We start from the raw sequence: 21,433 nt of genomic DNA, 5'->3' as shown, positions 1-21,433 counted from the left end.
TTAAATACAGGACAACGTAATGAACCAGTTAGATACAAAATTTGGTGAATTTGGTGGCATGTACGTGCCCGAACTACTTATTCCAGCACTAGACCAATTGGAAAAAGCATTTTTGGATGCCAAGGACGACCCGACATTTAACGAAGAGTTTTTATCTCTGCTAAAAGACTACGCCGGTCGCCCAACGTCAATGACGTTGACTCGCAATCTGGTAAGTAACCCAAAGGTGAAGTTATACCTAAAGCGTGAAGACCTACTACACGGTGGTGCACACAAAACTAACCAGGTGTTGGGCCAAGCGCTACTTACCAAGCGCATGGGTAAAAAAGAAGTTATCGCCGAAACTGGTGCAGGTCAGCACGGTGTAGCAACTGCGTTAGCATGTGCGTTGCTTGGGCTAAAAGCACGTATTTATATGGGTGCAAAAGACGTTGAACGTCAGGCACCAAACGTGTTCCGTATGAAGCTTATGGGCGCAGAGGTTATTCCTGTAAATGCAGGCTCAGGTACCCTTAAAGATGCCGTAAACGAAGCTATGCGCGACTGGTCAGCGAACTATGATAAAGCGCACTATTTGTTAGGCACCGCCGCGGGCCCACACCCGTTCCCGACTATTGTTCGTGAATATCACCGCATGATTGGCGAAGAGACTCGCGCACAAATTATGGAAAAAGAAGGCCGCTTGCCTGATGCCGTAGTGGCATGTGTAGGTGGAGGCTCAAATGCTATTGGTATGTTTGCAGACTTCATTGATGAGCCTTCTGTACGCTTAGTGGGCGTTGAGCCTGCGGGCAAAGGCGTGCACACTAAAGAGCACGGTGCGACTATCGTTACGGGCACTAAAGGTATTCTTCACGGCGCTTACACTTTTATCATGCAAGACCAAGAAGGCCAGATTGAAGAAAGCTACTCAGTATCGGCTGGTCTCGACTACCCTGCTGTTGGCCCTCAGCATGCTTATCTTCATGACATTGGTCGAGCAGAATATGTAGCTGCAACTGACGAAGAAGCGCTGAACGCTTTCCAATTGCTGGCAAGAAAGGAAGGTATTATTCCTGCCCTTGAATCGTCTCATGCTTTAGCTCATGCGCTTAACATGGCTGATGAAGCGGAAGAAGAGACCATCATCGTGGTTAATTTATCAGGGCGTGGCGATAAAGACTTAGCGCACGTTATCAACATTTTAGGGGACGATTTATAATGGATAGATATGCACAAATGTTTGCGAGCCTTGATGAGAAAAACCAGGGCGCATTCGTACCTTTCGTTATGGTTGGCGACCCCGATTTAGCGCAATCTGAAGCCATTATTTGCAAGTTAATAGAAAGCGGCGCAGATGCACTAGAGCTGGGCATTCCTTACTCAGACCCCATTGCTGATGGCCCAACTATCCAAGCGTCGGCTATTCGTGCTTTAGACGGTAAAGTAACGGTAGCGGATTGCTTTGGCGTAATTTCACGGGTTCGCGCAAAATACCCAGAGGTGCCTATCGGCTTGCTACTTTATAGCAACTTGGTAATGGCCCAGGGCATCGAGAACTTTTACAACAAGGCGCAGGATGCAGGCGTTGACTCAATTTTGGTTGCCGACGTGCCAATTCGCGAGGCGGCACCTTTCCAAAAGGCAGCCGAAGCAACGGGCATTTCACAAATTCTGATTGCACCGCCGAATGCTACCGATGAAACCATGGAAAAAATCGGCAAATACTCAAAAGGCTATACATACCTGTTAGGCCGTGCGGGCGTTACTGGCGCAGAAACGGCTGCTAACGTACCTGCTTCAGAGCTTATTGAGCGATTGAATAAACACAAAGCAGCACCAGCCTTGTTAGGTTTTGGTATTTCTACACCTGAACAGGTGAAATCTGCCATTGACGCTGGAGCCGCTGGCGCAATCTCTGGTTCGGCAACGGTAAATATCATTGCTGCTAATTTATCGGACAGTCACAAAATGCTAAGCGAGCTTGGCAGCTTTGTCGAGAGCATGAAAGCAGCTACGGCAAAAGGATAAAAGTATGCTATACATGATTTGCGCAACCGATGTGGCGGACAGTCTAGAAAAACGCCTTGCGGCACGCCCTGCTCACCTTGAGCGTTTAAATGCGTTAAAAGATGCAGGCCGTTTAGTCATGGCTGGCCCCTTCCCTGCTGTAGATAGCCCAGATCCAGGTCCGGCTGGCTTCACGGGTTCGCTAGTGGTAGCAGAGTTTGATTCATTAGAGGACGCCCAAGCATGGGCAGACGCCGACCCATATATTGAGGCTGGTGTTTATGAAACCGTTGTTGTTAAACCCTACAAAAAGGTTTTGCCTTAGTTTTTAGCTAAACGCTGAGTCGTAAACAACAAATAGCGAAAGCCCCTAAAAACCGGGTTACTCCGAGTTTTCAGGGGCTTTTTTATTTACTTTGATATAGCCAATAGTGCCTATAGTGGACAGACACTTATTTTGGAAGCTAATTTTGGACAGTCACTCGTAACTATACCTACGCTCACGCTCAATAGTGGACAGTCGCTTGGTAGTTAACCACCAACTAGCTTAAAGCTAATAATAAATTGTGGACAGAGAATCCGTCGTGGACAGACACTTTTTTAACTGAGCAGTTTTCTTAGCTTTTCAAAAATGCGTCATGCCACCGGCTCTAAACATTGGGTTTACAAGTCTACCTTTTCATGTTCACCCATTTCTCCTGGCTTCACCGTTTTTCCCGTCATCATTTTGAACATGCCTTTGAGTGAAGGATCGGCATTCCACACTTCCGCATCTATAAGCTCAAAGCGAAGCATTAATAGTGAAGGGTCCTCTTTACCTTTTTCAAACCATGCTTCTACAGGATTAGACCAATATTTATCAATCACCTCTTTACGTGATTCAACAGTGAGATTGCCTCGAATGCACGCGAACACATCGTGCCCCTTCGATGCAAAATGAACCATTGCTTTCCCACCTTTAGCAATACGGTTGTCACGACTCGTGTAGAACCAAAACTCGCCATCAGCGTCTTTATCAAGTTGCGCATACATTGGTTCAGCATGCATATCCTCACCGACCAGACTTACCATTACCTTTGGACTATCTGACATCGCTTTCCACATCGTTTTCTTAATATCGCTAGACATTGTTCCTCCTTGTTGAACATAAAGTGTCTGTCCGGTGCCCTACTATTTGAGCAGGTGAACAAACACTTTATTTCAAGCTTTTGGTTTACCTGAAGTCTATGTCTCGCACATGGCATGCCAAAGAAATAGAAGCTAACCTACTTTTGCTAAAAAAATCACTACGAGATTTGGTCGCTTTTATTTGACGCTAGGTAAGTACGGGGTCGGACAGACACTCACTTATCAATTTCATTTCTAAAATATTTGGATGAAAATGATGGACAGTCACCCAAAAAGTACAATGACCGCCTCTGCTCTATCAAAAAACAAATACAGTGGACAGACACTTTTTCAAAGCCAAAGTAAAGATTACTCAACATCCTTAAACGCAAATAACCTCCTAACCTTTGGCAATGGTGGTCCCTACAAGAAGCTTTTTAAGCAACTATGGACAGTCACTCCAAATACAAACCTGCCACTTATGCACATTCGTAATTAGAGTGACTGTCCATTCCTGTACTTCACATTCGTAATTAAAGTGTCTGTCCATACCTGTACTGACCTTCCTTATTTTGCTCTGCTGTTCACGCTGCTAATTAATTTTCTCTGTGTCTGTCCACTATATGCCCTACTCTTCACCCTATTTTGTAAATGCAATTTACTTAAGGCTTATATACAGCTTTCAATCCGCGAGGTAGACTAAACTTAGTTCAGAATGGGTTCAGTTAACCAAGTTTATACTTATCTTTAGTTTGGCCTTCGTGGGATAATAATTGTGAGGTTGTATGACATTATCGCTTCGTGTAGCAGTAGTTTGTTTAGTGTTAGCCACATCTAGCATAGCGCCTGCTATGGCGCTGCAAGGCTCTGGGAGCGATATATCAAAAAGCGAAGCTGCAGAGCGAGCTCGCACTGCTGCAAATGGACGCGTTTTAAAAGTTGAAAAAACCTCAAAAAACTACCGTGTTAAAGTCCTCAAAAAGTCGGGGCGAGTGGTATCGGTAGATGTAGACAAACGTTCCGGCAAGGTAAAAGCAAGCAAAGATAAGGACTAACATGCGCATTCTGGTAGCGGAAGACGACAGCAGATTATTAACTCAACTTGATACTCTGCTTCAACAAAACGGTTACAGCGTAGATTTAGCTGATAACGGCGAACACGCGCTTTTTCTTATTAAAGAATATAGCTACGACTTGGCTATCGTAGACATTGGCATGCCAAAACTTGACGGCTTTGAGGTTATAAGAAAAGCTCGCCAAGCAGACATTGCATGTCCCATACTCATTCTAACAGCGAGAGATCGTTGGCAAGAAAAGGTGGAAGGGCTTGATGCAGGGGCTGATGACTATCTTACTAAGCCTTTTCACAACGAAGAACTACTTGCTCGGACAAAAGCCCTCATTCGACGCGCTTCAGGTCAAGCAAACCCTACCATTCAGTTCGGCCCTATTTCGCTAGATACAGTAAGCGAAGAGCTATCGCTAAACGGTGAGGCCCTAGATTTAACCGCGTACGAATACAAAGTGATGGAGTACCTTATGCTTAATCCGCAAAAGGTCATCTCTAAAACGGAGTTAACCGAACATATTTACGATCAAGATTTCGATTTAGACAGCAATGTCATTGAAGTTTTTGTAGGAAGACTGCGTAAAAAATTAGACCCATCAGGTGAATTGAAGCCAATCGAAACACTTCGGGGTAGAGGTTACAGGATAAATAGAAGTCTATGAGGCAGTTGTCGCTTCGTTTACGAAGTATTTTTCTAGCGATAGTTCTACTTGCACTTTTTGCACCCTTCACTGTTGTCATTTTGGACGAAGCTTATACCGATAGCCTTACACAAGCTAAAATGAGCGAACTTAGGTTGATGAACTTAGGGCTGTTATCTGCTTTTGAGTTAGACGGCGACATGCCTTATATGCCTGAAATTTTATACGAAGAACAGCTTAATCTGCCTGGCTCTGGCTACCTTGGCGTTATCGTATTTCGCGATGAAGTGATTTGGCAATCAGCTTCTGCCCTCGAGTATACCTTCTCTCCTCCCGCAATAGACGTCGCCGTAGGCAACGAGTTGTTCTTGGAATCCTATACACCCACATTTGAGGAAGAGTCCCAATTTTTTGTATATGCCTTTACTGCTGAGTTTGCATCAAGCAGAGATTTCGAGCCGGTAAGGTTTTATATATTTAATAACAAAGCACTGTTTGAAGCTGAGCGGAATACTTTTTTGAGCACAACGTGGCAATGGATAGTCACCCTCTGTATTGCGCTTTTAGTTTTTATTATCATAGGCATAAGCTTAGTTCTTCTACCTGTTAGAAAGCTAATTGACGAAATTTCACAAACGTCTAGCGGTAACAAGCGTGAGTTAGAATTGCGATACCCAGTTGAATTCGACTCGTTAAAAGAATCTATTAATGGATTGCTTCAAACTGAAGCAGCGCAAAGAGCAAGATACAAAAACAGCTTAGGTGACCTAGCACATAGCTTGAAAACTCCACTTGCAGTAGCTTCGGGGAATAGTAATTTACCAACCGAAGTAAAAGAGTCGCTTCAGCAAATTGACAGAATTATTAAACGCCAACTGAAAAGAGCGAGTGCAGGAAAATCTGGCTGGCAACAAGCTATTGATGTTTTGCCAGTATTGCACAAACTTGCCGATGCTATGGACAAAGTTTATCAGGACAAGGCCCTAACCATTGAATTCGATATGGATGACAATATCCAGTTCAAAGGGGACGAAACAGACTTTATGGAGCTTTGCGGTAATCTGTTAGATAACGCATGCAAAGCGGCTCAAGATAGAATAGTTATATCTGCAGAAACGAGCGAGGGTTGGCTCACAATTAATGTTGAAGACGACGGGCCAGGTATTCCTGACGACAAAAAAGTACTTTTACTAGAGCGAGGAACTCGTCTTGATACCTACACCGAAGGCCACGGAATTGGAATGGCCTTAGTCACAGACCTAGTCTCAATCTACGAAGGTAGAATGCTTATCAAAGACAGCGCGCTTGGCGGCGCTCGTATCGTTATTCAATTTCCAAATCACGATTAGTGGTGTAAAAGTCTACAGGCTTAGGCATAAAGCAGTGAGTCTTTAATGGTTGAAAGCGAGCCTAAAAGCGGACACACACTTAATTTTTCTCAAAAAGCCTGATATCGGACAGACACTTTTTAAATTTATCGTTTAGCTATTCGGCATTAGGGATTGCTCAAAAACATGTGAGTGTCTGTCCCTTTTACTACTTTTTCTTTGAAGCTTTATGTAACAGTAGCTTGCAATGGACAGTCACTTTCTTTAAAAAGTGTCTGTCCACTATCTATCGATGCGCTATATTAATATTGGTTTACGAAGTAGTTTTTTCACCTTCGCTTGACAACAACACTGCAAGCCACTTACTTTCTTCGCGAGATTCAAGCGCTATTTTTACTACCATGGTTAACGGTACCGATAGAAGCATTCCAACAGTTCCCAGTAACCACCCCCAAAATATCAACGATAGGAATACCACAAGTGTAGAGAGTCCCATGCCCTTACCCATTAATCTAGGCTCGACCATATTACCCATGATGGTATTTACAAGCACAAAACCGAGTGCAGCGAAGCCTGCTGAGGCAGGGCCAAGTTGAACAAATGCGATTAAAACTGCTGGCACTGCCGCAATAATAGAACCGATGTTTGGAATGAAGTTGAGCATGAAAGCCAAGACGGCCCATAACATGAAATGATCTACCCCGAGCACGTAAAGCCAAACGCCAATTATCAAGCCTGTGCCCAAACTAACCACCGTTTTTATTGCTAAATAGTTATTCACAGAACGTATAAATTTATCAATGTGCTTAAGCTTCATACCAGGATCTGCAAGTGCAATATGGAAACGGCGAGGAATACTATCTGCCTCAAAAAGCATGAAAATGACAGTTAAAAGTATCAGGAATAAGTTAGAGAGCACGCCGCCCATTCCGCTTATAAAATTTGTAGCCACAGACATAGCCGTTGCAGGATCAAGGTGAGAAGCGATCAGCTCCCTATTTATATGAATGTTGAACTCAGCCAATTTGGATACAACCCAGGCAAACTCTGTATCAAGCTTACTTCTATATTCTGGCAAGTTTTCTCTAAACTCGGTCATAGACTGGCCTACTAAGCCAGCTAAAAGAAAACCAAAAACAACAATAAGCAGTATAACAAAGGTGATTGAGAGCCATTTGGGGACGCCGAATTTAGAGGTCCAGCGTATGATTGGACTACACGCGATCGCTATAAAAATAGAAAGAAAAAACGGTACCATGATTGTGCTGGCGGCTTTAATTCCGGCCATCACTACCACTAAACACGCTAAAACGATAAGAATCTTTGCTGTTGGCGAGCGTAGTTCCATTGACATTGTGTGCTACATTCCTAACTGAAACGACAATACTTTACAACGACTTATAAACAACTACAAACAAGAGACTTCAATGAACTTTAATCTTGCCACTATTAAAATTAAAAACTTAAGACTACGCACATACATTGGCATCAATGAAGATGAAATAAAAAACAAGCAGGACGTTGTTGTTAACGTGAAAATTGATTATGACGCTGAAAAGGCGACAAACACCGACGATATGAGTGACGCGCTAAACTATAAAACGATTACAAAGGCAATTATCAAACTCGTCGAGGACAACCGTTTCTCCCTTTTAGAAAAGCTAACCGCAGATGTGCTCAGTATTGCCTCGGAACATTCTTCGGTACGTTACGCCGAGGTTGAAGTTGATAAACCCCACGCTCTTAGATTTTCTGATTCAGTGTCGCTGACGCTGTCTTGTAACAAGTCGGGATAGGTAATACTTCAAGGAGCCAACTGTGAATATTCTTTTGACCGGTGGTACAGGGCTGATAGGCAGTGAATTTATTCGCCAATATTCAGATAAACATTCATTCACTGTGATTTCTCGCAATATTGCAAAGGCAAAGGATAAATTAGGTGATAGCGTTGATGTTATAGAAAACATTGCTTCGATAAAAAACTTCGAGAACTTCGATGCTGTTATAAATTTAGCCGGTGAACCTATCGCCGACAAACGTTGGACAGACACTCAAAAGAAAAGGATTTGCGATAGCCGTTGGGATATTACTGCTGAATTAGTCTCTAAGATAAACAGCTGTGAAACACCACCGTCAGTTTTCCTATCGGGTTCTGCAATTGGTTATTACGGCAGCCAGGGTGACAGGCTTGTAACCGAAGTGACTTCTCCTCGCGATGAGTTCACTCATGATTTATGTGCAAAATGGGAGGCTATTGCTCAAGGCGTAGATCAAACAAAAACTCGTGTGGTTACGCTTCGCACTGGCGTGGTGCTTACCCAGAAAGGCGGAGCGCTTAGTAAAATGGCATTACCGTTTAGATTAGGGGCCGGAGGCACACTAGGTAGTGGAACTCAGTACTTGGCTTGGATCCACCTACGAGACATGGTTCGTGCTATCTCTTTTTTGTTAGAAGATAGCGCTTGTACCGGTGCGTTTAATTTAACTGCTCCGGAACCTGTTACGAACCAGGTGTTTTCTAAAACCCTTGCGAAAGCGCTGGGGCGCCCTTGCCTTTTTAACGTACCTAGCTTCGTTATGAAAATAGCAATGGGCGAGTCATCAAAGATGATATTGGAAGGACAGCAGGTCATTCCTCAAAAGCTTACCGCTGCTGGCTTCAAATTTGAGCTTCCTTCTGTTGAAGAGGCGTTGAACGAGATATACAGCGACTGATTTTATAGCCCTCAAGGATTGTGGACAGACACTTAATTTGAAAAGAGAGTGTCTGTCCACACTTGATCATTTCCAGGCTAAGCTGACTCCCTTATTCAGCTTCTGCTTTCCTTCAAATTCCACCACCGTTTATCTGTATTAAGAGTTTTCGAGCTTATGTTAGCAAAAGTGCAAAGGTGGACAGTCACTCGATGTAGTTGAGTGACTGTCCACTCGTTTTACTTTCGACTTTACTTAATAAAGTGACTGTCCAAACTTTCAAACCTTAAATGTAGACTTAAACCATATTCTTTAGCATCTGACCAGTATTAAGTGTAAGCAGTCGATAGCAACCAAACGCTCCTAATATGCCTACAACAATGGCGCCGACGCTTGGTGCTATAGCCCAGTATTCTGGATGCAAACTCGCTTCCATTTGAAAAACTGTGGTTTGCAGTAAGTACAAACTTAACTCGTTGGCCATAGCAGCCATGAAGCCTGCGACTACACCGATGATAACAAACTCGAAAATCACGCTTTTCCTTATTAAACCACCCTTAGCACCAAGTGTGCGAAGTATGGCTATTTCCTGCTTACGCTCATCCATACTCGCCTGTACCTGAGCAATCAACACTAAACTTCCCGCCATTAAAACAAGCACCAAAATGAACTCAACGGCGACAGAAACCTGATCCACAATCTCTCGAAGCTGGTTTATCCGAGCATCTACATCAAACATTGTGATTGAAGCAAACGGCTTTAAGAGGTTCGTTAACTCAGCCTTCCTATCGGTGGGCAGATAGAAACTAGTGATATAGGTTGGGCTGAAGGCTTCCATCGCATCTGGATGAATAACAAAAAAGAAATTAGGCTGCATTGTCTGCCAGTTAACGGTACGAATACTTGTTACTTTCGTTTCAACAATTTCGCTTCCCACATTAAAAGTAAGCCTATCGCCCATTTCGATATTTAATCTTTCAGCAACCCCTTCTTCGACAGAAACTGGGAACCATCCTTCGCTGTATTGTGTTTCCACATTTCCATGCCAATTCCCTTCAATAATCTCGTTTTCTTTTTGTAACGAGTTACTCCAAGTTAGGTTCGCTTCTCTGCCTAGGCCTCTTCGACCTTCACGATTTGGCTCGTCTTCTTTAGAGACTTCAGTGTTTACTCCTTCCCCATTTACCGAAACGAACCGACCTCGGATAACAGGATAAAACTCTTCGATAGTTACGCCATTATCAGCGAAGTGTCTGTCCAGCTCTGGCTGTATGTCCGGTGTGATATTTATTAAGAAGTAGTTTGGTGTACCTTCGGGTAATTGCGAACGCCATTGCGATACCATGTCATTTCGCATTACTAGCACTACTAAAAGCAGCATTATAGTGACTGAGAAGCTAATAAGCTGCACACTGTTGTCCATTGCACGGCGCTTAATACGAGCCCAAGCTAATTGCCATGGGCCCATTCTGCCACTGCCCAGCTTGCGGCCAATAGCAATCAAAATATACGTTGCTCCAAGTAGCCCCAGAACAAGCGCTGCGCCAGACACAAATAAAATAGCACTAATTTTTAGGTCGCGGCTGTACATCCACATCAATAAAAATATTGCGCCGCCAGAAGCCACAAATTGAATGCTTCTCGAGCGGAGATTCGCCGAAATGTCTTTTCTCAATACGCGAAGTGGGGGCACTGAAAATAACTGTAATAAAGGGTACAAAGAAAAGAGCAAAGCGCAGGTGGCACCTGTAGCAATGGCAATCAAAAGCGGGCGCCAGTGCCAAACGTCAAGAGATACATCCACTCTATCCGCTACCAGAGAAACCACAATTTGCTGGCCGATAAAACCAATAACGAGGCCGATAAAAATACCAAGTGCGGTAATAAATAAGATCTGAAACAAGTACACTTTTCGGATTGTGTTGCTTGTTGCACCAAGGGTCTTCATTATTGCTACAGGGTCGAAATGACGCTGGGCATAACGCTGAGCAGCAACTGCAATTGAAACCGCCGCTAGTACTATTGCTAACAAACTTGCCAGTAAAAAATAACGCTCGGCACTGGCAACAGAACGCCCTATTGCTGACTCATCATCTTCGACTGTCCGCCACGAATGTAAATCGTCATTCAGTTGAGGTAGTAACCAATTGTTAAAACTTTCGATATTACCTGTGTCGCCCGCAAAAAAGCCAACATAGCGGGCGCGACTTCCTGGACCAGTAATGGCGGTTTTATCTAAATCTCTTAAATTAATTAGTGCTATTGGGTCGGTGTTAAATACGCTGAAACCTGCATCTGGAATGTCTACCAACACATGCGTTACGGTAAAAGTGCCATCGCCAATTTCGATATTATCGCCAATAGAAAGCCCTAAACTCTGGAAAAGCCGAGACTGTACCCAGGCTTCACCCGGCTGTGGTAATTCTGCGGTTGCGCGTTTTTCTCCGAAAGGCTGATTGGTGATATTGACTGTCCCTTTAAGGGGATAAGCGTTGTTCACCGCTCGTAAATCGACAAGCGACATTTCATCGCCTTTAAATACCATAGAGCGTGTCGCCACTTGCTTTGCAGTCGCGAGCCCTTCTTCTCGTGCCCGAGCTAACCAATCTTCGTTTATAGGATCGTCTGAGCGAAGCTGAGCATCTGCTGCAATAAACGCAGCAGAGCGAGACTTAAGTGCACCCTGCAAACGCTCACTAAAAAGCGACAGCGACAACACGGCTGCTACAGATAACACAATAGCCAGCAATATAATGGTGAGTTCGCCGCGCCTAGCCTCGTGCTTGAAAAGCCGCCAACCTAAATTGAAAGACGTTGACATCTACACCGCCTCTCTTTTGTCTACTGTGTTCGCGCCGGTTGTTTCAACAAGCTCTCCCGCATTCATGGTGAGTTGCCTATCACAATGTTCTGCAAGCTCATTATCGTGGGTAACAAGGACGAGAGTCGTGCCTTTTTCTCTGTTCATTTTAAAAAGAAGTGCTTCTATTTTTTCGCTATTTTTAGCGTCTAGGTTGCCGGTAGGCTCATCGGCGAAAAGTATTTTAGGTGAAGTGATAAAGGCACGCGCTATGGCAACACGCTGCTGCTCGCCTCCCGATAACTGGTTAGGGAAGTGATGCGCGCGATGCTTTAAATCAACCTGCTCAAGAATATCAAGAGCAAGCGCTTTCGGGTTATCAAGGCCTGCAATTTCTGCTGGTAACATAACGTTTTCAAGCGCTGTTAAGCTTTGAACTAACATAAAGCTTTGAAAGATAAAGCCCACTTTATTTCCTCTTAAAATAGCGCGCTCTTCTTCGTTCATGCTATGAAGTGCTTCGTTATCTAGAAGAATTTCTCCTTCTGTAACTTGATCGAGCCCTGCCAATAACCCCAAAAGGGTTGACTTACCAGAACCGGACGCGCCAATAATGGCAACGGACTCACCAGACTTGACTTCAAAAGAAATAGGACGAAGGATCTGGAGTGAACCTTCACTCGTATCCACTACTTTGGTTACAGCATTAGCTTTTATCATAAGAGGTCATCAATTCGTGTTTGTTAAATTTCGTTATTTGTTCGCTTTTTTACTTATTCTTTTAATACCCTTTCAAGCGCTATCAGATCAAGCGGAGCAGAGCGACACAAGCGAAAATGCGGTTTTACTCATTCTAGGAGATAGTCTATCCGCGGCTTATGGATTACAGCAACATGAGGGATGGGTCAGTTTGTTACAAAAGATGTGGCATAACGACAATATTCCGATTGATATTGTAAATGCTGCGGTAAGCGGAGAAACCACTGATGGCGGTTTAGCGCGATTTCCCCGTTTGTTGGAGCAACACAACCCTACCCATGTATTGATTGAACTGGGCGGTAATGACGGCCTGCAGGGGCACAATATCAGTAAGATTAGGGACAATTTAGATTTGCTGGTAAGTGTTGCAAAGGAGAGTAATGCCGAAGTATTTCTACAAGAAATGCAAATTCCTTCTAATTACGGCAAGCGCTACACCCAAATGTTTACTCAGAACTACAATAAAATAGCGAAAGCTCAGGACGTTCAAAAGATTCCCTTTTTTCTTGCAGACATAGCGCTAAATAAAGACCTAATGCAAAACGATGGTATTCACCCAAATGCTGAGGCACAACCGTTGATCGCTAATTTTATGGACAGACACTTAAGAAGTTTAATTCTTGATGCTCAATAAATGTGCTACCTTTAAAAGATAATTTGCTTCAACATGAGGTTTGCTTATGGATGTTTCATCTGTTAATTCGACACCCGTTTCTACTGTCTTAGAATCGCCTCAACGACCTGCTCAGCAAGCAGAGTCGCGCAGTGTGCTAGAAAGTCGCGAGACTCAGCCTCAGAGTACGCAGCAGACATCAAATACTAGTGATGGACGAGTGGGTTCAAGAGTAGATGTATTTGTATAGCTCTCTTAAAAAGGCTTATAAAGGACAGACACTTGTTTTTGTCCACGTTTCGTTTGCTTGGTAGTTGAATATGAAAGGACAGACACTTGATAGCCAATGAGTGTCTGTCCTTTTTCTCACGCACACTATTAAAATTAAGTGTCTGTCCATAATCCCCCTTCTCAACGACTACATAACTTCCGTTCGAAAAAAATCTAGGATGTCCTTTTTGGAATCAGCTAATCGCTAACACCAACAAAACTGTTCCAAAGACCACTTAAAATTAGCGCTGTAAATCTCATAATACATTTAAATAGCTATGGGATACGGATATGCCTTTACCTCGTTACAAACAAATTAACACCGATGTCACGCCTTACTACCATTGTATTTCGCGCTGCGTAAGGCAATCTTATTTGTGTGGTCGTGATTCACGCACAGGCATAAACTATGAACATAGAAGAAAATGGATTCAAGATAGGCTTCAGAAGCTATCGCAAGCATTTGCCATCGATTTATGCGCTTACGCTGTAATGCACAACCATATTCATGTTGTGCTCCATATAGCTAAGGGTAGAGCTGATGGCTGGACTATGGATGAAGTATTGCTCAGGTGGAGAATGTTTTACAAATGCCCTCCCCTAGTACAGCGTTATCTAGAAAACTTTGATTCAGTAACAGCAGAAGAGCGAGAAGAATTGAAGTCGCTATCCGCCATATATCGTGAGCGGCTTCAAAGCATAAGCTGGTTTATGCGCATGTTAAATGAATACATAGCTCGCAAAGCTAATAAAGAAGACGAGTGTAAAGGCTATTTCTGGGAAAGGAGGTTTAGATCCCAAGCAATATTAGATGAAAAAGCGCTAGCAAGCGTAATGGCGTACGTTGATTTGAACCCCATTAGGGCAAAAATAGCGAAGACACTCAACAATTCCCATTACACCAGTATCCAATACCGCTTAAATGCTAAGCGTTCAAACAAAGTACCTAAGTTTTTGATGCCCTTTGACGACAGCAAGAAAAAGCTAACTGAGAGTTTGCCCTTCGCATTTTCAGATTACTTGCAACTTATTACTGATACGTTGAACGCAGAGCGGAATGGCAGTACCTATAAAATGCCAAATCTGCCTAACAGTTTGCTCAATAAACTTGGAATGACAAAAGAAAACTGGCAATTAGTGACTAGTAACTTTGAAACTCTATTTACCGGCCCTGTTGGCTGCCCAGAAATGATGGAAAATTTTGCTAGGTGCTGTCAGAGAGCATGTCGCCCCAACGTTTCTAATGCTCAGAAATATTTATCTTGAGCTGATAAAGCGACGACATTATTTACCTAAATATCAGCTTGGCGAGCGAGCACGTCAACGATGTCTTGAGAGTTCGTGAGACGTCTAATGTCGTTGAATAGTGTTTCAGCTTCCGGGTATTGTCTTTTTAGGTAGCCGCACCACTGTTTTATGCGATTAGGGTAATATTTTCCTTTATCACCAAAAATTTCGTAGCCAGAGTACTGTATCAACAACGCGGCCAGTTCACACCATGGCATAGGTGCTACGCCTTCTTTGATACTCAACGCCAAATTAGGCATTGCTAAAGCGCCTCGTCCTATCATTAGGTTAGTACACTCTGATTGGCTTTGACACCGGTTAGCATCTTCAGCGTTCCAAATTTCGCCATTAGCTACTATGGGGATATTAGTGTGCTGCTTAATTTTCGCTATCCACTCCCAGTAAGCCGGTGGCTTATAGCCTTCTGTTTTTGTTCTTGCATGAACAACAAGCTCAGAGGCTCCTGCTTCAGTAATTGCAATAGCATTATCAATAGCTAAAGACTTGTCCTCAAAGCCCAGCCTGATTTTAGCTGAAACCGGGATATCAGCAGGAACTGCGTCTCTAACTGCTTTTACAATATCGTAAAGGGTTTGCGTCTCCTTCAACAATACTGCGCCGCCCTTACTTTTGTTGACTGTCTTAGCAGGGCAACCAAAGTTCAGATCAACACCTGGAGAGCCCAGTTCTATTGCAGTTTGCGCATTCTCTGCAAGCCATTGGGGATGTTGTCCTAGCAATTGGACTCTTACTGGTACGCCTGAAGGAGTTTTGCCGCCGTTGTGTAGCTCTGGGCAAAGTCTATAAAACGTTTTCTTGGGTAGTTTTTGATCAACAACCCTTACAAACTCAGTAACACACTGGTCGAAACCACCCACACGAGTGAGCATATCTCTCATTAAGTGGTCGACAACGCCCTCCATAGGGGCAAGCATTACTTTCATTATAAACGTCTCACGTTAATAGAACATAAAATTGGCGCGGGAGTGTAGCAAAAAGCGTTAATTTCAGCCAGGACTTGGGGCTCAGTTTATAAACTTTGTGACTGTCCACTTTAGTTGCGCTTCAACAGACTACCGGCGCTACTGAAAGGAATTGTGCTAATGATGAGTAAGTGTCTGTCCACTAAAAAAGTGTCGTTATTACATGGGTTATTGCTAGGATTACAACGTAAATTTTAGCTTACCATTATCACATTATTGGGAAGTAGTATCCTTCTCTATACTCTCTAGGCGGGCGAGAACGGCCAGCTTTTGGTTATCAGTGTATGTCCGCCATTTTACGATTTCATCAATAGTACGTTTGCATCCAACGCATATTTCATCTTCATTCAATTTACACAAGGCGATACACGGAGATGTTGAGTTCATAAAGCTTCTGTTTTATCTAAACCTTCATTTTTACTTTGTGCATGCGAAGCAGCAATAGCCGCCATTGTGTTTTCCGACAGTTCTTTATTTGACCATAAACAAACATGGCAACCAAAACGCGATTCAAGATATGAAGCAAACTCAGTGTCTGTCCCACATTCATATCGCACTAAATTTTGTTTTTTACCGTCGTAGATAACCGCAGAATAAGTAAACACAAAAAGCCTCCTTTGAAAGAGGCCCAAATATACATCTAGACGTCTAAACGTTCAAGCGTCTATTTCGAGTAATCAAGTGCTGCGCAGATTGCAGCTACTTGAGCGTCGTTACAATTTTCAGGTGTCGCATTATCACTATCGGGATAAACTTCCGTTGTTGTAACGTATTTGGCATCTGTCATACCGCCACATAGATACAAAGCTTTTTTGTCATAGCAGATAACACCTTCACTCACCACATCTGCTCCAATAATCTTGCCGTTCTCATCTGCAGGAGCTATGTGCGTTACTTTTTTCACCGCATTGATTACAGCTTTTTGAAACTCTATTTGTGGATTTGGCGTGTTTGCGACCGTATAGAAACCGTCAGGTATATTCCAATTATCATGGGTTACGCCATCCCTTGCGGCCAGCGCCGGTCTGAATTCAGTGTTATCTGTATCGGTAGTTTCGTGTAAATCGATATGAAGCGTTAACGACAACGCTAGGTCAGACACTAACTCCATAAGCTGAGCGGATTCTGGTGCCGGGGAGTCGCTGTAAAATGAACGATTTGGATCGAGCGCCATTGGATTCCATCGGTTTATCGTCTCGTAACCCCAAGGGCTTACACATGGCACAACTACGATGTTTACTTGCCCTGCATACTGTGACAACTTTGTGTTAATAAACTGAAGCGCGCCTTGCACTCCACTCGTTTCATAACCGTGAACTCCACCCGTAACAAGCGCTGTAGGCTTTTTAGTATCAAAGTTATTTGGCACTACTGCATATAACGGATAGCGCTCAGAATCGTATGGGAGAGAACCATACTGCTTTAGTTCAAAGCCTTCCGGAATAATATTAAAAAGTTTATCGAGTACTTCTTCTTGATAACTTCTTTTCACAGTCTGTTTAGACTTCCATTGCGATTTGTCTTTCTCGCCCCATGGCTCACCCGGAGTCCCAATTGGATAATTCTGCATATAACACCTCTTTTGTATTTAAGAGATCATAACAGCTCAGTAAGCTTACGTATCTAGTCTACAAGAGATTAATCGATGGTTGTGACATTAGATCTTTACGCTTCATATCCTAAAAAGTTAGTTGTTCAATGGTATGTTGACGTAGCTTTTCAAAGGATTAGTTCACCCTAGAACAAGCATGAAAGATCGAGTTAGTAATACTTGGGTAGCCATTTGTTCAGGAAGAAAATGTAAGTGACTGTCCACCGACAGCTAAAAGCGGTTGATAATTGATGAAGAATAAAAGTGACTGTCCACTGGTAGTTATATGCGGTTAGTGGTTGAGAAAATATAGAAGTGTCTGTCCACAAAGTTTCTGGAGACAAAAACAAAAAAACCAGCCGGATGGCTGGTTTTTTCGATATGGCGTCCCCTAGGGGATTCGAACCCCTGTTACCGCCGTGAAAGGGCGGTGTCCTAGGCCTCTAGACGAAGGGGACTGAAAATCTTCTTTCGAAAGCTCCGCTTTCGAGATTTTCAGTAAGGCGAAGTGAGCCAGCGAACTGAGCGACCTTTCCCTACTGAAACTTTCAGTCAGAAGTTGAATAATCAACTCCAGCCTATTTCACAGTTTTAATCGACTGTGACGCGATAAAATGGCGTCCCCTAGGGGATTCGAACCCCTGTTACCGCCGTGAAAGGGCGGTGTCCTAGGCCTCTAGACGAAGGGGACTGAAAATCTTCTAGTGAATATCTACTTCACTAAATTTCTGTAAGTATAGGACAGCGTTAACCGAGCTTATCCTTACCGAAACTTTCAGTCAGAAGTTGAATAATCAACTCCAGCCTATTTCACAGTTTTAATCGACTGTGACGCGACAAAATGGCGTCCCCTAGGGGATTCGAACCCCTGTTACCGCCGTGAAAGGGCGGTGTCCTAGGCCTCTAGACGAAGGGGACTGAAAATCTTCTTTCGAAAGCTTCGCTTTCGAGATTTTCAGTAAGGCGAAGTGAGCCAGCGAACTGAGCGACCTTTCCCTACCGAAACTTTCAGTCAGAAGTTGAATAAACAACTCCAGCCTATTTCACAGTTTTAATCGACTGTGACGCGATAATATGGCGTCCCCTAGGGGATTCGAACCCCTGTTACCGCCGTGAAAGGGCGGTGTCCTAGGCCTCTAGACGAAGGGGACTGAATTCTTTTTCGAAACTAAAGTTTCGAACTTTCAGTCCGAAGTTGCCTTAACAACTTCAGCCTATATCAAACCACAACTCAATGTGACTTGGTGGAGCCAGGCGGGATCGAACCGCCGACCTCCTGCATGCCATGCAGGCGCTCTCCCAGCTGAGCTATGGCCCCATCATGGTACCAGTCATTTTGTGTGACTGTTCCGTGACAGCGGGGCGCATTCTAGGCATCCCCCTCTGTCATGTCAACGCTTTTTTTATGAATTTTCTCTGTTTGCTATAAAAGTAAGCGCTTTGTCGATTCTCTCGCCAATTTTTTCTTTTGAGATAAGATTCAACGTGATATCTAGAGACGGTGAATTACCCCCACCTGTTACAGCTACACGCAGCGGCATGCCTACTTTACCCATACCTACTTCCAGTTCTTCAGCCGTACTATTAATAGCTGCTTGAATATTTTCTGGGTTCCAGTCTTCAATGGCCATTAATTTATCTTTAGCAAGCTCTAATGGACCTCGAGCGACTGGGCGAAGGTGTTTTTTCGCTGCGTTCGCATCGAAATCTTCATAGTCTTGATAAAAGTATGTAGAAATCTCTGCTAACTCTTTAAGCGTTTTAACCCTATCCGCTTGAATAGCAATAATAGATTCAAGCGCTGGACCTGTTGTTAAATCAACATTTAACTGTTCGAAATGCCATTTAGCATGTGAAGCAACCTCGCTTGCTGGCAATGTCTTTATGTAATGCTGATTTAACCAGATTAGCTTTTCTGTATTAAATGCCGACGCAGACTGCCCTATTGCATCCAAGCTAAATTTCTCAATCATTTCATCTACAGAGAAAACTTCTTGGTCGCCGTGAGACCAGCCCAACCTAACAAGATAGTTAAGCACCGCTTGTGGTAGGAAGCCGTCATCACGATACTGCATTACACTTACTGCACCATGTCGTTTTGACAGTTTCTTTCCGTCATCACCCAAGATCATCGAAACGTGAGCGTACTCCGGAACAGGTGCATTAAGGGCTTCAAGTATATTGATTTGGCGTGGCGTGTTGTTTATATGGTCTTCACCACGCACTACATGGGTAATCCCCATGTCCCAATCATCTACAACTACACAGAAGTTATAAGTAGGCGTGCCATCAGTGCGCTGAATAATGAGATCGTCGAGTTCTGTATTACTAATCTCAATTTTTCCACGGACATGATCGTTAATAACAACCTTGCCTTCTAAAGGGTTTTTGAAGCGAATAACAAACGGCTCACCTTCAGGGTGATCAGTTCTGTCTCTCCATGTGCCAGGATAGCGAGGCTTTTCACCGCGCTCTTTTTGCGCTTCACGAATTGCATCTAGCTCTTCAGAGCTCATAAAGCATTTATACGCTTTACCTTCATCCAAAAGCTGCTGGATAAGTTCTTTATATCTATCAAAACGCTCAGTTTGATAGATAGGGCCTGTGTCCCAAGTTAAACCTAACCATTGCATACCATCTAAAATAGCCTGCTTAGCTTCTTCAGTTGAACGCTCGATATCCGTATCTTCAATACGAAGAACAAACTCACCGCCTTTGCTTTTCGCAAGAAGCCAAGAATAAAGCGCAGTTCGTGCGCCACCAACGTGAAGGTAGCCTGTTGGGCTGGGTGCAAATCGTGTAACAACCGACATGGTCACTCTCTATTGTTAATAGTGTTTCTAAAGATGGGCGCATTCTACCAGTCTCCGCGCGACTTCAAAAGTAAGTTGAGAATAGATGGATAAGAAAGTGGACAGACACTTATTTTCCTTTATTGATTCTTTAACAGCTTTTTCAGCTGTTCTAGAAACAACTAATAACCTTTACTGCTCAAAGAGCGGAAAGGGACAGACACTTTTTATTGACACTCTTCTGGCTGGATAGGTGGGTGTCCAATGAGTAGAGTAGGTGTGTTTTAGGACACGGACGCATTTAGTCCAAATTTAATTAGTGTGTGTCCGATTTGACTTTCTGTATAGAAGTGTCTGTCCCTTTACAGCCTTTTACTGGTTTCTTTTCTGTTTTTTGTGCGCTTCCTTGCATTAGCCAAGCGAGTGCCTATTCACTTTGAACTTTGCTAAACAATGAGTGTGTGTCCGATTTAAGTTTCTTCGATTTAACTTCCACTCTAAGGAGTTGAACGAAATGAGGATACGTGTACACACTATATACGAATAAGTGTCTGTCCACTTTCACAAATAAGTGTCTGTCCATTTTGAGCACTTAAAAACGCTGTTCTTTTCATCAATTTAGTTAAGATACAGTCAGAGTGGCTAAATTTCGGGCACACAGTCATTTTTCTTTAATTTTATTGTTGACACTAACGGAACCGACTCTATAATACCGCCCCACTTGCTTAGGCAAGGTTTTAAAAAATATGGACGCTTAGCTCAGTTGGGAGAGCATCGCCCTTACAAGGCGAGGGTCACTGGTTCAAGCCCAGTAGCGTCCACCACTTCTTCACAGTGGCTAAACAGTGAAATCAAAATATGGACGCTTAGCTCAGTTGGGAGAGCATCGCCCTTACAAGGCGAGGGTCACTGGTTCAAGCCCAGTAGCGTCCACCACTTCCTCACAGTGGCTAAACAGTGAAATCAAAATACGGACGCTTAGCTCAGTTGGGAGAGCATCGCCCTTACAAGGCGAGGGTCACTGGTTCAAGCCCAGTAGCGTCCACCACTTCCTCACAGTGGCTAAACAGTGAAATCAAAATACGGACGCTTAGCTCAGTTGGGAGAGCATCGCCCTTACAAGGCGAGGGTCACTGGTTCAAGCCCAGTAGCGTCCACCATCTTCTTTTAATATTCTCGACAATCAACGTATCAAAGCATTAAAAACTGACAGTACCAGTTTATCTTCACCTAGATAGTGCAAAAGCAATTTACATTCTAAACAAAATCAGCCACTTCTAAAAAACACTACATCAGCAATGCTGTCACTTACCACTTAGCTTTGCCAAATATTGCACCTCCCAAGCCAAAGATTGCATCTCCCAAAATCGTACCAGTCACTTAACCACCCTATTCACCACAAAATTTCTACTGTCTATATTCACTACGAATCACCTCAACTATGCGATAGTCTCACTGACGCGCTATACTTTAAAAATAATTATCGTGGTATGGTGAAATCCATAACGTC

Annotated in this window: 20 protein-coding genes and 9 tRNA genes; 15 read left to right on the top strand and 14 right to left on the bottom strand. The window is 43.5% G+C overall.

The window, feature by feature from the left end:
- Window positions 1-19: 19 nt before the first annotated feature.
- The 3 genes from trpB to IW644_RS02040 are packed head-to-tail and all read left to right on the top strand — an operon-like array spanning window position 20 to window position 2,314.
- Complete coding sequence (gene trpB / locus IW644_RS02050) at window positions 20-1,201, top strand: tryptophan synthase subunit beta (RefSeq protein ID WP_269916202.1); 1,182 nt, start codon at window positions 20-22, stop codon at window positions 1,199-1,201.
- Window positions 1,201-2,010 (top strand): tryptophan synthase subunit alpha, encoded by an 810-nt coding sequence (gene trpA, locus IW644_RS02045; RefSeq protein WP_269916201.1) that lies wholly within the window; start codon window positions 1,201-1,203, stop codon window positions 2,008-2,010. Before trpB ends, trpA begins: the two co-directional genes overlap by 1 nt.
- 4 nt (window positions 2,011-2,014) lie before the next feature.
- A complete protein-coding gene (locus tag IW644_RS02040) occupies window positions 2,015-2,314 on the top strand; it encodes a YciI family protein (protein WP_014976088.1) in 300 nt (99 codons plus the stop codon).
- Window positions 2,315-2,652: 338 nt separating this feature from the next.
- Here the strand turns inward: IW644_RS02040 and IW644_RS02035 are convergent, their stop codons facing one another.
- Window positions 2,653-3,117 (bottom strand): pyridoxamine 5'-phosphate oxidase family protein, encoded by a 465-nt coding sequence (locus IW644_RS02035; protein ID WP_269916200.1) that lies wholly within the window; start codon window positions 3,115-3,117, stop codon window positions 2,653-2,655.
- A gap of 764 nt (window positions 3,118-3,881) precedes the next feature.
- Here IW644_RS02035 and IW644_RS02030 point away from each other — a divergent pair.
- The 3 genes from IW644_RS02030 to IW644_RS02020 are packed head-to-tail and all read left to right on the top strand — an operon-like array spanning window position 3,882 to window position 6,155.
- Window positions 3,882-4,151, top strand: a complete 270-nt coding sequence (locus tag IW644_RS02030) for a PepSY domain-containing protein (protein ID WP_269916199.1) — start codon at window positions 3,882-3,884, stop codon at window positions 4,149-4,151.
- Between the two features lies 1 nt (window position 4,152).
- Entirely contained in the window at window positions 4,153-4,827 is a 675-nt protein-coding gene (locus IW644_RS02025; protein ID WP_269916198.1) for a response regulator transcription factor, read from the top strand.
- On the top strand, window positions 4,824-6,155 hold the full coding sequence (locus IW644_RS02020) for an ATP-binding protein (protein WP_269916197.1): 1,332 nt from the start codon (window positions 4,824-4,826) through the stop codon (window positions 6,153-6,155). Before IW644_RS02025 ends, IW644_RS02020 begins: the two co-directional genes overlap by 4 nt.
- A gap of 292 nt (window positions 6,156-6,447) precedes the next feature.
- On the opposite strand, the gene IW644_RS02015 is transcribed toward IW644_RS02020, so the two are convergent.
- Window positions 6,448-7,488, bottom strand: coding sequence for an AI-2E family transporter (locus IW644_RS02015; RefSeq protein ID WP_269916196.1), 1,041 nt, complete (start codon window positions 7,486-7,488; stop codon window positions 6,448-6,450).
- 73 nt (window positions 7,489-7,561) lie between these two features.
- Between IW644_RS02015 and folX the strand changes: the two genes are divergently transcribed.
- Both folX and IW644_RS02005 read left to right on the top strand, forming a co-directional pair.
- Window positions 7,562-7,930, top strand: a complete 369-nt coding sequence (folX, locus tag IW644_RS02010) for a dihydroneopterin triphosphate 2'-epimerase (RefSeq protein WP_118489729.1) — start codon at window positions 7,562-7,564, stop codon at window positions 7,928-7,930.
- A 22-nt stretch (window positions 7,931-7,952) separates the two neighbouring features.
- Window positions 7,953-8,849, top strand: coding sequence for a TIGR01777 family oxidoreductase (locus IW644_RS02005; protein WP_269916195.1), 897 nt, complete (start codon window positions 7,953-7,955; stop codon window positions 8,847-8,849).
- A gap of 277 nt (window positions 8,850-9,126) precedes the next feature.
- Here IW644_RS02005 and IW644_RS02000 read toward each other — a convergent pair whose 3' ends face one another.
- Window positions 9,127-11,649 (bottom strand): ABC transporter permease, encoded by a 2,523-nt coding sequence (locus tag IW644_RS02000; RefSeq protein ID WP_269916194.1) that lies wholly within the window; start codon window positions 11,647-11,649, stop codon window positions 9,127-9,129.
- The gene (locus IW644_RS01995; protein WP_269916193.1) at window positions 11,650-12,348 is read right to left on the bottom strand and encodes an ABC transporter ATP-binding protein; all 699 of its coding nucleotides are present in this window, start codon (window positions 12,346-12,348) and stop codon (window positions 11,650-11,652) included. It abuts the gene before it with no gap.
- 16 nt (window positions 12,349-12,364) lie between these two features.
- Here IW644_RS01995 and IW644_RS01990 point away from each other — a divergent pair, with 16 nt between their 5' ends.
- From IW644_RS01990 to IW644_RS01980, 3 genes are all read left to right on the top strand, one after another.
- The gene (locus IW644_RS01990) at window positions 12,365-13,021 is read left to right on the top strand and encodes an arylesterase (protein ID WP_269916192.1); all 657 of its coding nucleotides are present in this window, start codon (window positions 12,365-12,367) and stop codon (window positions 13,019-13,021) included.
- Between the two features lie 46 nt (window positions 13,022-13,067).
- Window positions 13,068-13,250 carry a hypothetical protein gene (locus tag IW644_RS01985; protein WP_269916191.1) on the top strand — a complete coding sequence of 61 codons (183 nt, stop codon included), beginning with the start codon at window positions 13,068-13,070 and terminating at the stop codon, window positions 13,248-13,250.
- Window positions 13,251-13,561: 311 nt separating this feature from the next.
- Entirely contained in the window at window positions 13,562-14,536 is a 975-nt protein-coding gene (locus IW644_RS01980) for a transposase (RefSeq protein ID WP_269916190.1), read from the top strand.
- Window positions 14,537-14,562: 26 nt separating this feature from the next.
- Here the strand turns inward: IW644_RS01980 and dusC are convergent, their stop codons facing one another.
- The 10 genes from dusC to gltX all read right to left on the bottom strand — a co-directional run bounded on the left by dusC (window position 14,563) and on the right by gltX (window position 19,944).
- Window positions 14,563-15,501, bottom strand: coding sequence for a tRNA dihydrouridine(16) synthase DusC (gene dusC / locus IW644_RS01975; protein ID WP_269916189.1), 939 nt, complete (start codon window positions 15,499-15,501; stop codon window positions 14,563-14,565).
- A gap of 252 nt (window positions 15,502-15,753) precedes the next feature.
- Window positions 15,754-15,927 (bottom strand): DUF1289 domain-containing protein, encoded by a 174-nt coding sequence (locus IW644_RS01970; protein ID WP_269916188.1) that lies wholly within the window; start codon window positions 15,925-15,927, stop codon window positions 15,754-15,756.
- Complete coding sequence (locus IW644_RS01965) at window positions 15,924-16,145, bottom strand: hypothetical protein (RefSeq protein ID WP_025254684.1); 222 nt, start codon at window positions 16,143-16,145, stop codon at window positions 15,924-15,926. Before IW644_RS01965 ends, IW644_RS01970 begins: the two co-directional genes overlap by 4 nt.
- Before the next feature lie 59 nt (window positions 16,146-16,204).
- Complete coding sequence (locus IW644_RS01960) at window positions 16,205-17,110, bottom strand: M14 family metallopeptidase (RefSeq protein WP_269916187.1); 906 nt, start codon at window positions 17,108-17,110, stop codon at window positions 16,205-16,207.
- A 403-nt stretch (window positions 17,111-17,513) separates the two neighbouring features.
- Window positions 17,514-17,589, bottom strand: a tRNA-Glu gene (locus IW644_RS01955).
- Between the two features lie 157 nt (window positions 17,590-17,746).
- Window positions 17,747-17,822, bottom strand: a tRNA-Glu gene (locus IW644_RS01950).
- A 151-nt stretch (window positions 17,823-17,973) separates the two neighbouring features.
- A tRNA-Glu gene (locus IW644_RS01945) sits at window positions 17,974-18,049 on the bottom strand.
- A 157-nt stretch (window positions 18,050-18,206) separates the two neighbouring features.
- Window positions 18,207-18,282, bottom strand: a tRNA-Glu gene (locus tag IW644_RS01940).
- Window positions 18,283-18,373: 91 nt separating this feature from the next.
- A tRNA-Ala gene (locus IW644_RS01935) sits at window positions 18,374-18,449 on the bottom strand.
- Window positions 18,450-18,534: 85 nt separating this feature from the next.
- Entirely contained in the window at window positions 18,535-19,944 is a 1,410-nt protein-coding gene (gene gltX, locus IW644_RS01930) for a glutamate--tRNA ligase (RefSeq protein ID WP_179982894.1), read from the bottom strand.
- A gap of 727 nt (window positions 19,945-20,671) precedes the next feature.
- Here gltX and IW644_RS01925 point away from each other — a divergent pair.
- The 4 genes from IW644_RS01925 to IW644_RS01910 all read left to right on the top strand — a co-directional run bounded on the left by IW644_RS01925 (window position 20,672) and on the right by IW644_RS01910 (window position 21,083).
- Window positions 20,672-20,747, top strand: a tRNA-Val gene (locus IW644_RS01925).
- 36 nt (window positions 20,748-20,783) lie between these two features.
- Window positions 20,784-20,859, top strand: a tRNA-Val gene (locus tag IW644_RS01920).
- A gap of 36 nt (window positions 20,860-20,895) precedes the next feature.
- A tRNA-Val gene (locus IW644_RS01915) sits at window positions 20,896-20,971 on the top strand.
- A gap of 36 nt (window positions 20,972-21,007) precedes the next feature.
- A tRNA-Val gene (locus tag IW644_RS01910) sits at window positions 21,008-21,083 on the top strand.
- Window positions 21,084-21,433 lie beyond the last annotated feature (350 nt).

Source organism: Alteromonas sp. PRIM-21, assembly GCF_027563165.1.
Lineage (GTDB): Bacteria > Pseudomonadota > Gammaproteobacteria > Enterobacterales > Alteromonadaceae > Alteromonas > Alteromonas macleodii_A.
This window is presented reverse-complemented; position numbering and strand designations above follow the sequence as displayed.

What these genes read in the sequence shown, in the direction of transcription:
- folX (WP_118489729.1), top strand. Translation starts at nt 7,562, where the DNA reads ATGAACTTTAATCTTGCCACTATTAAAATTAAAAACTTAAGACTACGC.
- gltX (WP_179982894.1), bottom strand. Translation starts at nt 19,944, where the DNA reads ATGTCGGTTGTTACACGATTTGCACCCAGCCCAACAGGCTACCTTCAC.
- IW644_RS02025 (WP_269916198.1), top strand. Translation starts at nt 4,153, where the DNA reads ATGCGCATTCTGGTAGCGGAAGACGACAGCAGATTATTAACTCAACTT.
- IW644_RS01985 (WP_269916191.1), top strand. Translation starts at nt 13,068, where the DNA reads ATGGATGTTTCATCTGTTAATTCGACACCCGTTTCTACTGTCTTAGAA.
- IW644_RS02035 (WP_269916200.1), bottom strand. Translation starts at nt 3,117, where the DNA reads ATGTCTAGCGATATTAAGAAAACGATGTGGAAAGCGATGTCAGATAGT.
- trpB (WP_269916202.1), top strand. Translation starts at nt 20, where the DNA reads ATGAACCAGTTAGATACAAAATTTGGTGAATTTGGTGGCATGTACGTG.
- IW644_RS01980 (WP_269916190.1), top strand. Translation starts at nt 13,562, where the DNA reads ATGCCTTTACCTCGTTACAAACAAATTAACACCGATGTCACGCCTTAC.
- IW644_RS02030 (WP_269916199.1), top strand. Translation starts at nt 3,882, where the DNA reads ATGACATTATCGCTTCGTGTAGCAGTAGTTTGTTTAGTGTTAGCCACA.
- IW644_RS02000 (WP_269916194.1), bottom strand. Translation starts at nt 11,649, where the DNA reads ATGTCAACGTCTTTCAATTTAGGTTGGCGGCTTTTCAAGCACGAGGCT.
- IW644_RS01995 (WP_269916193.1), bottom strand. Translation starts at nt 12,348, where the DNA reads ATGATAAAAGCTAATGCTGTAACCAAAGTAGTGGATACGAGTGAAGGT.
- IW644_RS02015 (WP_269916196.1), bottom strand. Translation starts at nt 7,488, where the DNA reads ATGTCAATGGAACTACGCTCGCCAACAGCAAAGATTCTTATCGTTTTA.
- trpA (WP_269916201.1), top strand. Translation starts at nt 1,201, where the DNA reads ATGGATAGATATGCACAAATGTTTGCGAGCCTTGATGAGAAAAACCAG.
- IW644_RS01960 (WP_269916187.1), bottom strand. Translation starts at nt 17,110, where the DNA reads ATGCAGAATTATCCAATTGGGACTCCGGGTGAGCCATGGGGCGAGAAA.
- dusC (WP_269916189.1), bottom strand. Translation starts at nt 15,501, where the DNA reads ATGAAAGTAATGCTTGCCCCTATGGAGGGCGTTGTCGACCACTTAATG.
- IW644_RS01970 (WP_269916188.1), bottom strand. Translation starts at nt 15,927, where the DNA reads ATGAACTCAACATCTCCGTGTATCGCCTTGTGTAAATTGAATGAAGAT.
- IW644_RS02020 (WP_269916197.1), top strand. Translation starts at nt 4,824, where the DNA reads ATGAGGCAGTTGTCGCTTCGTTTACGAAGTATTTTTCTAGCGATAGTT.
- IW644_RS02040 (WP_014976088.1), top strand. Translation starts at nt 2,015, where the DNA reads ATGCTATACATGATTTGCGCAACCGATGTGGCGGACAGTCTAGAAAAA.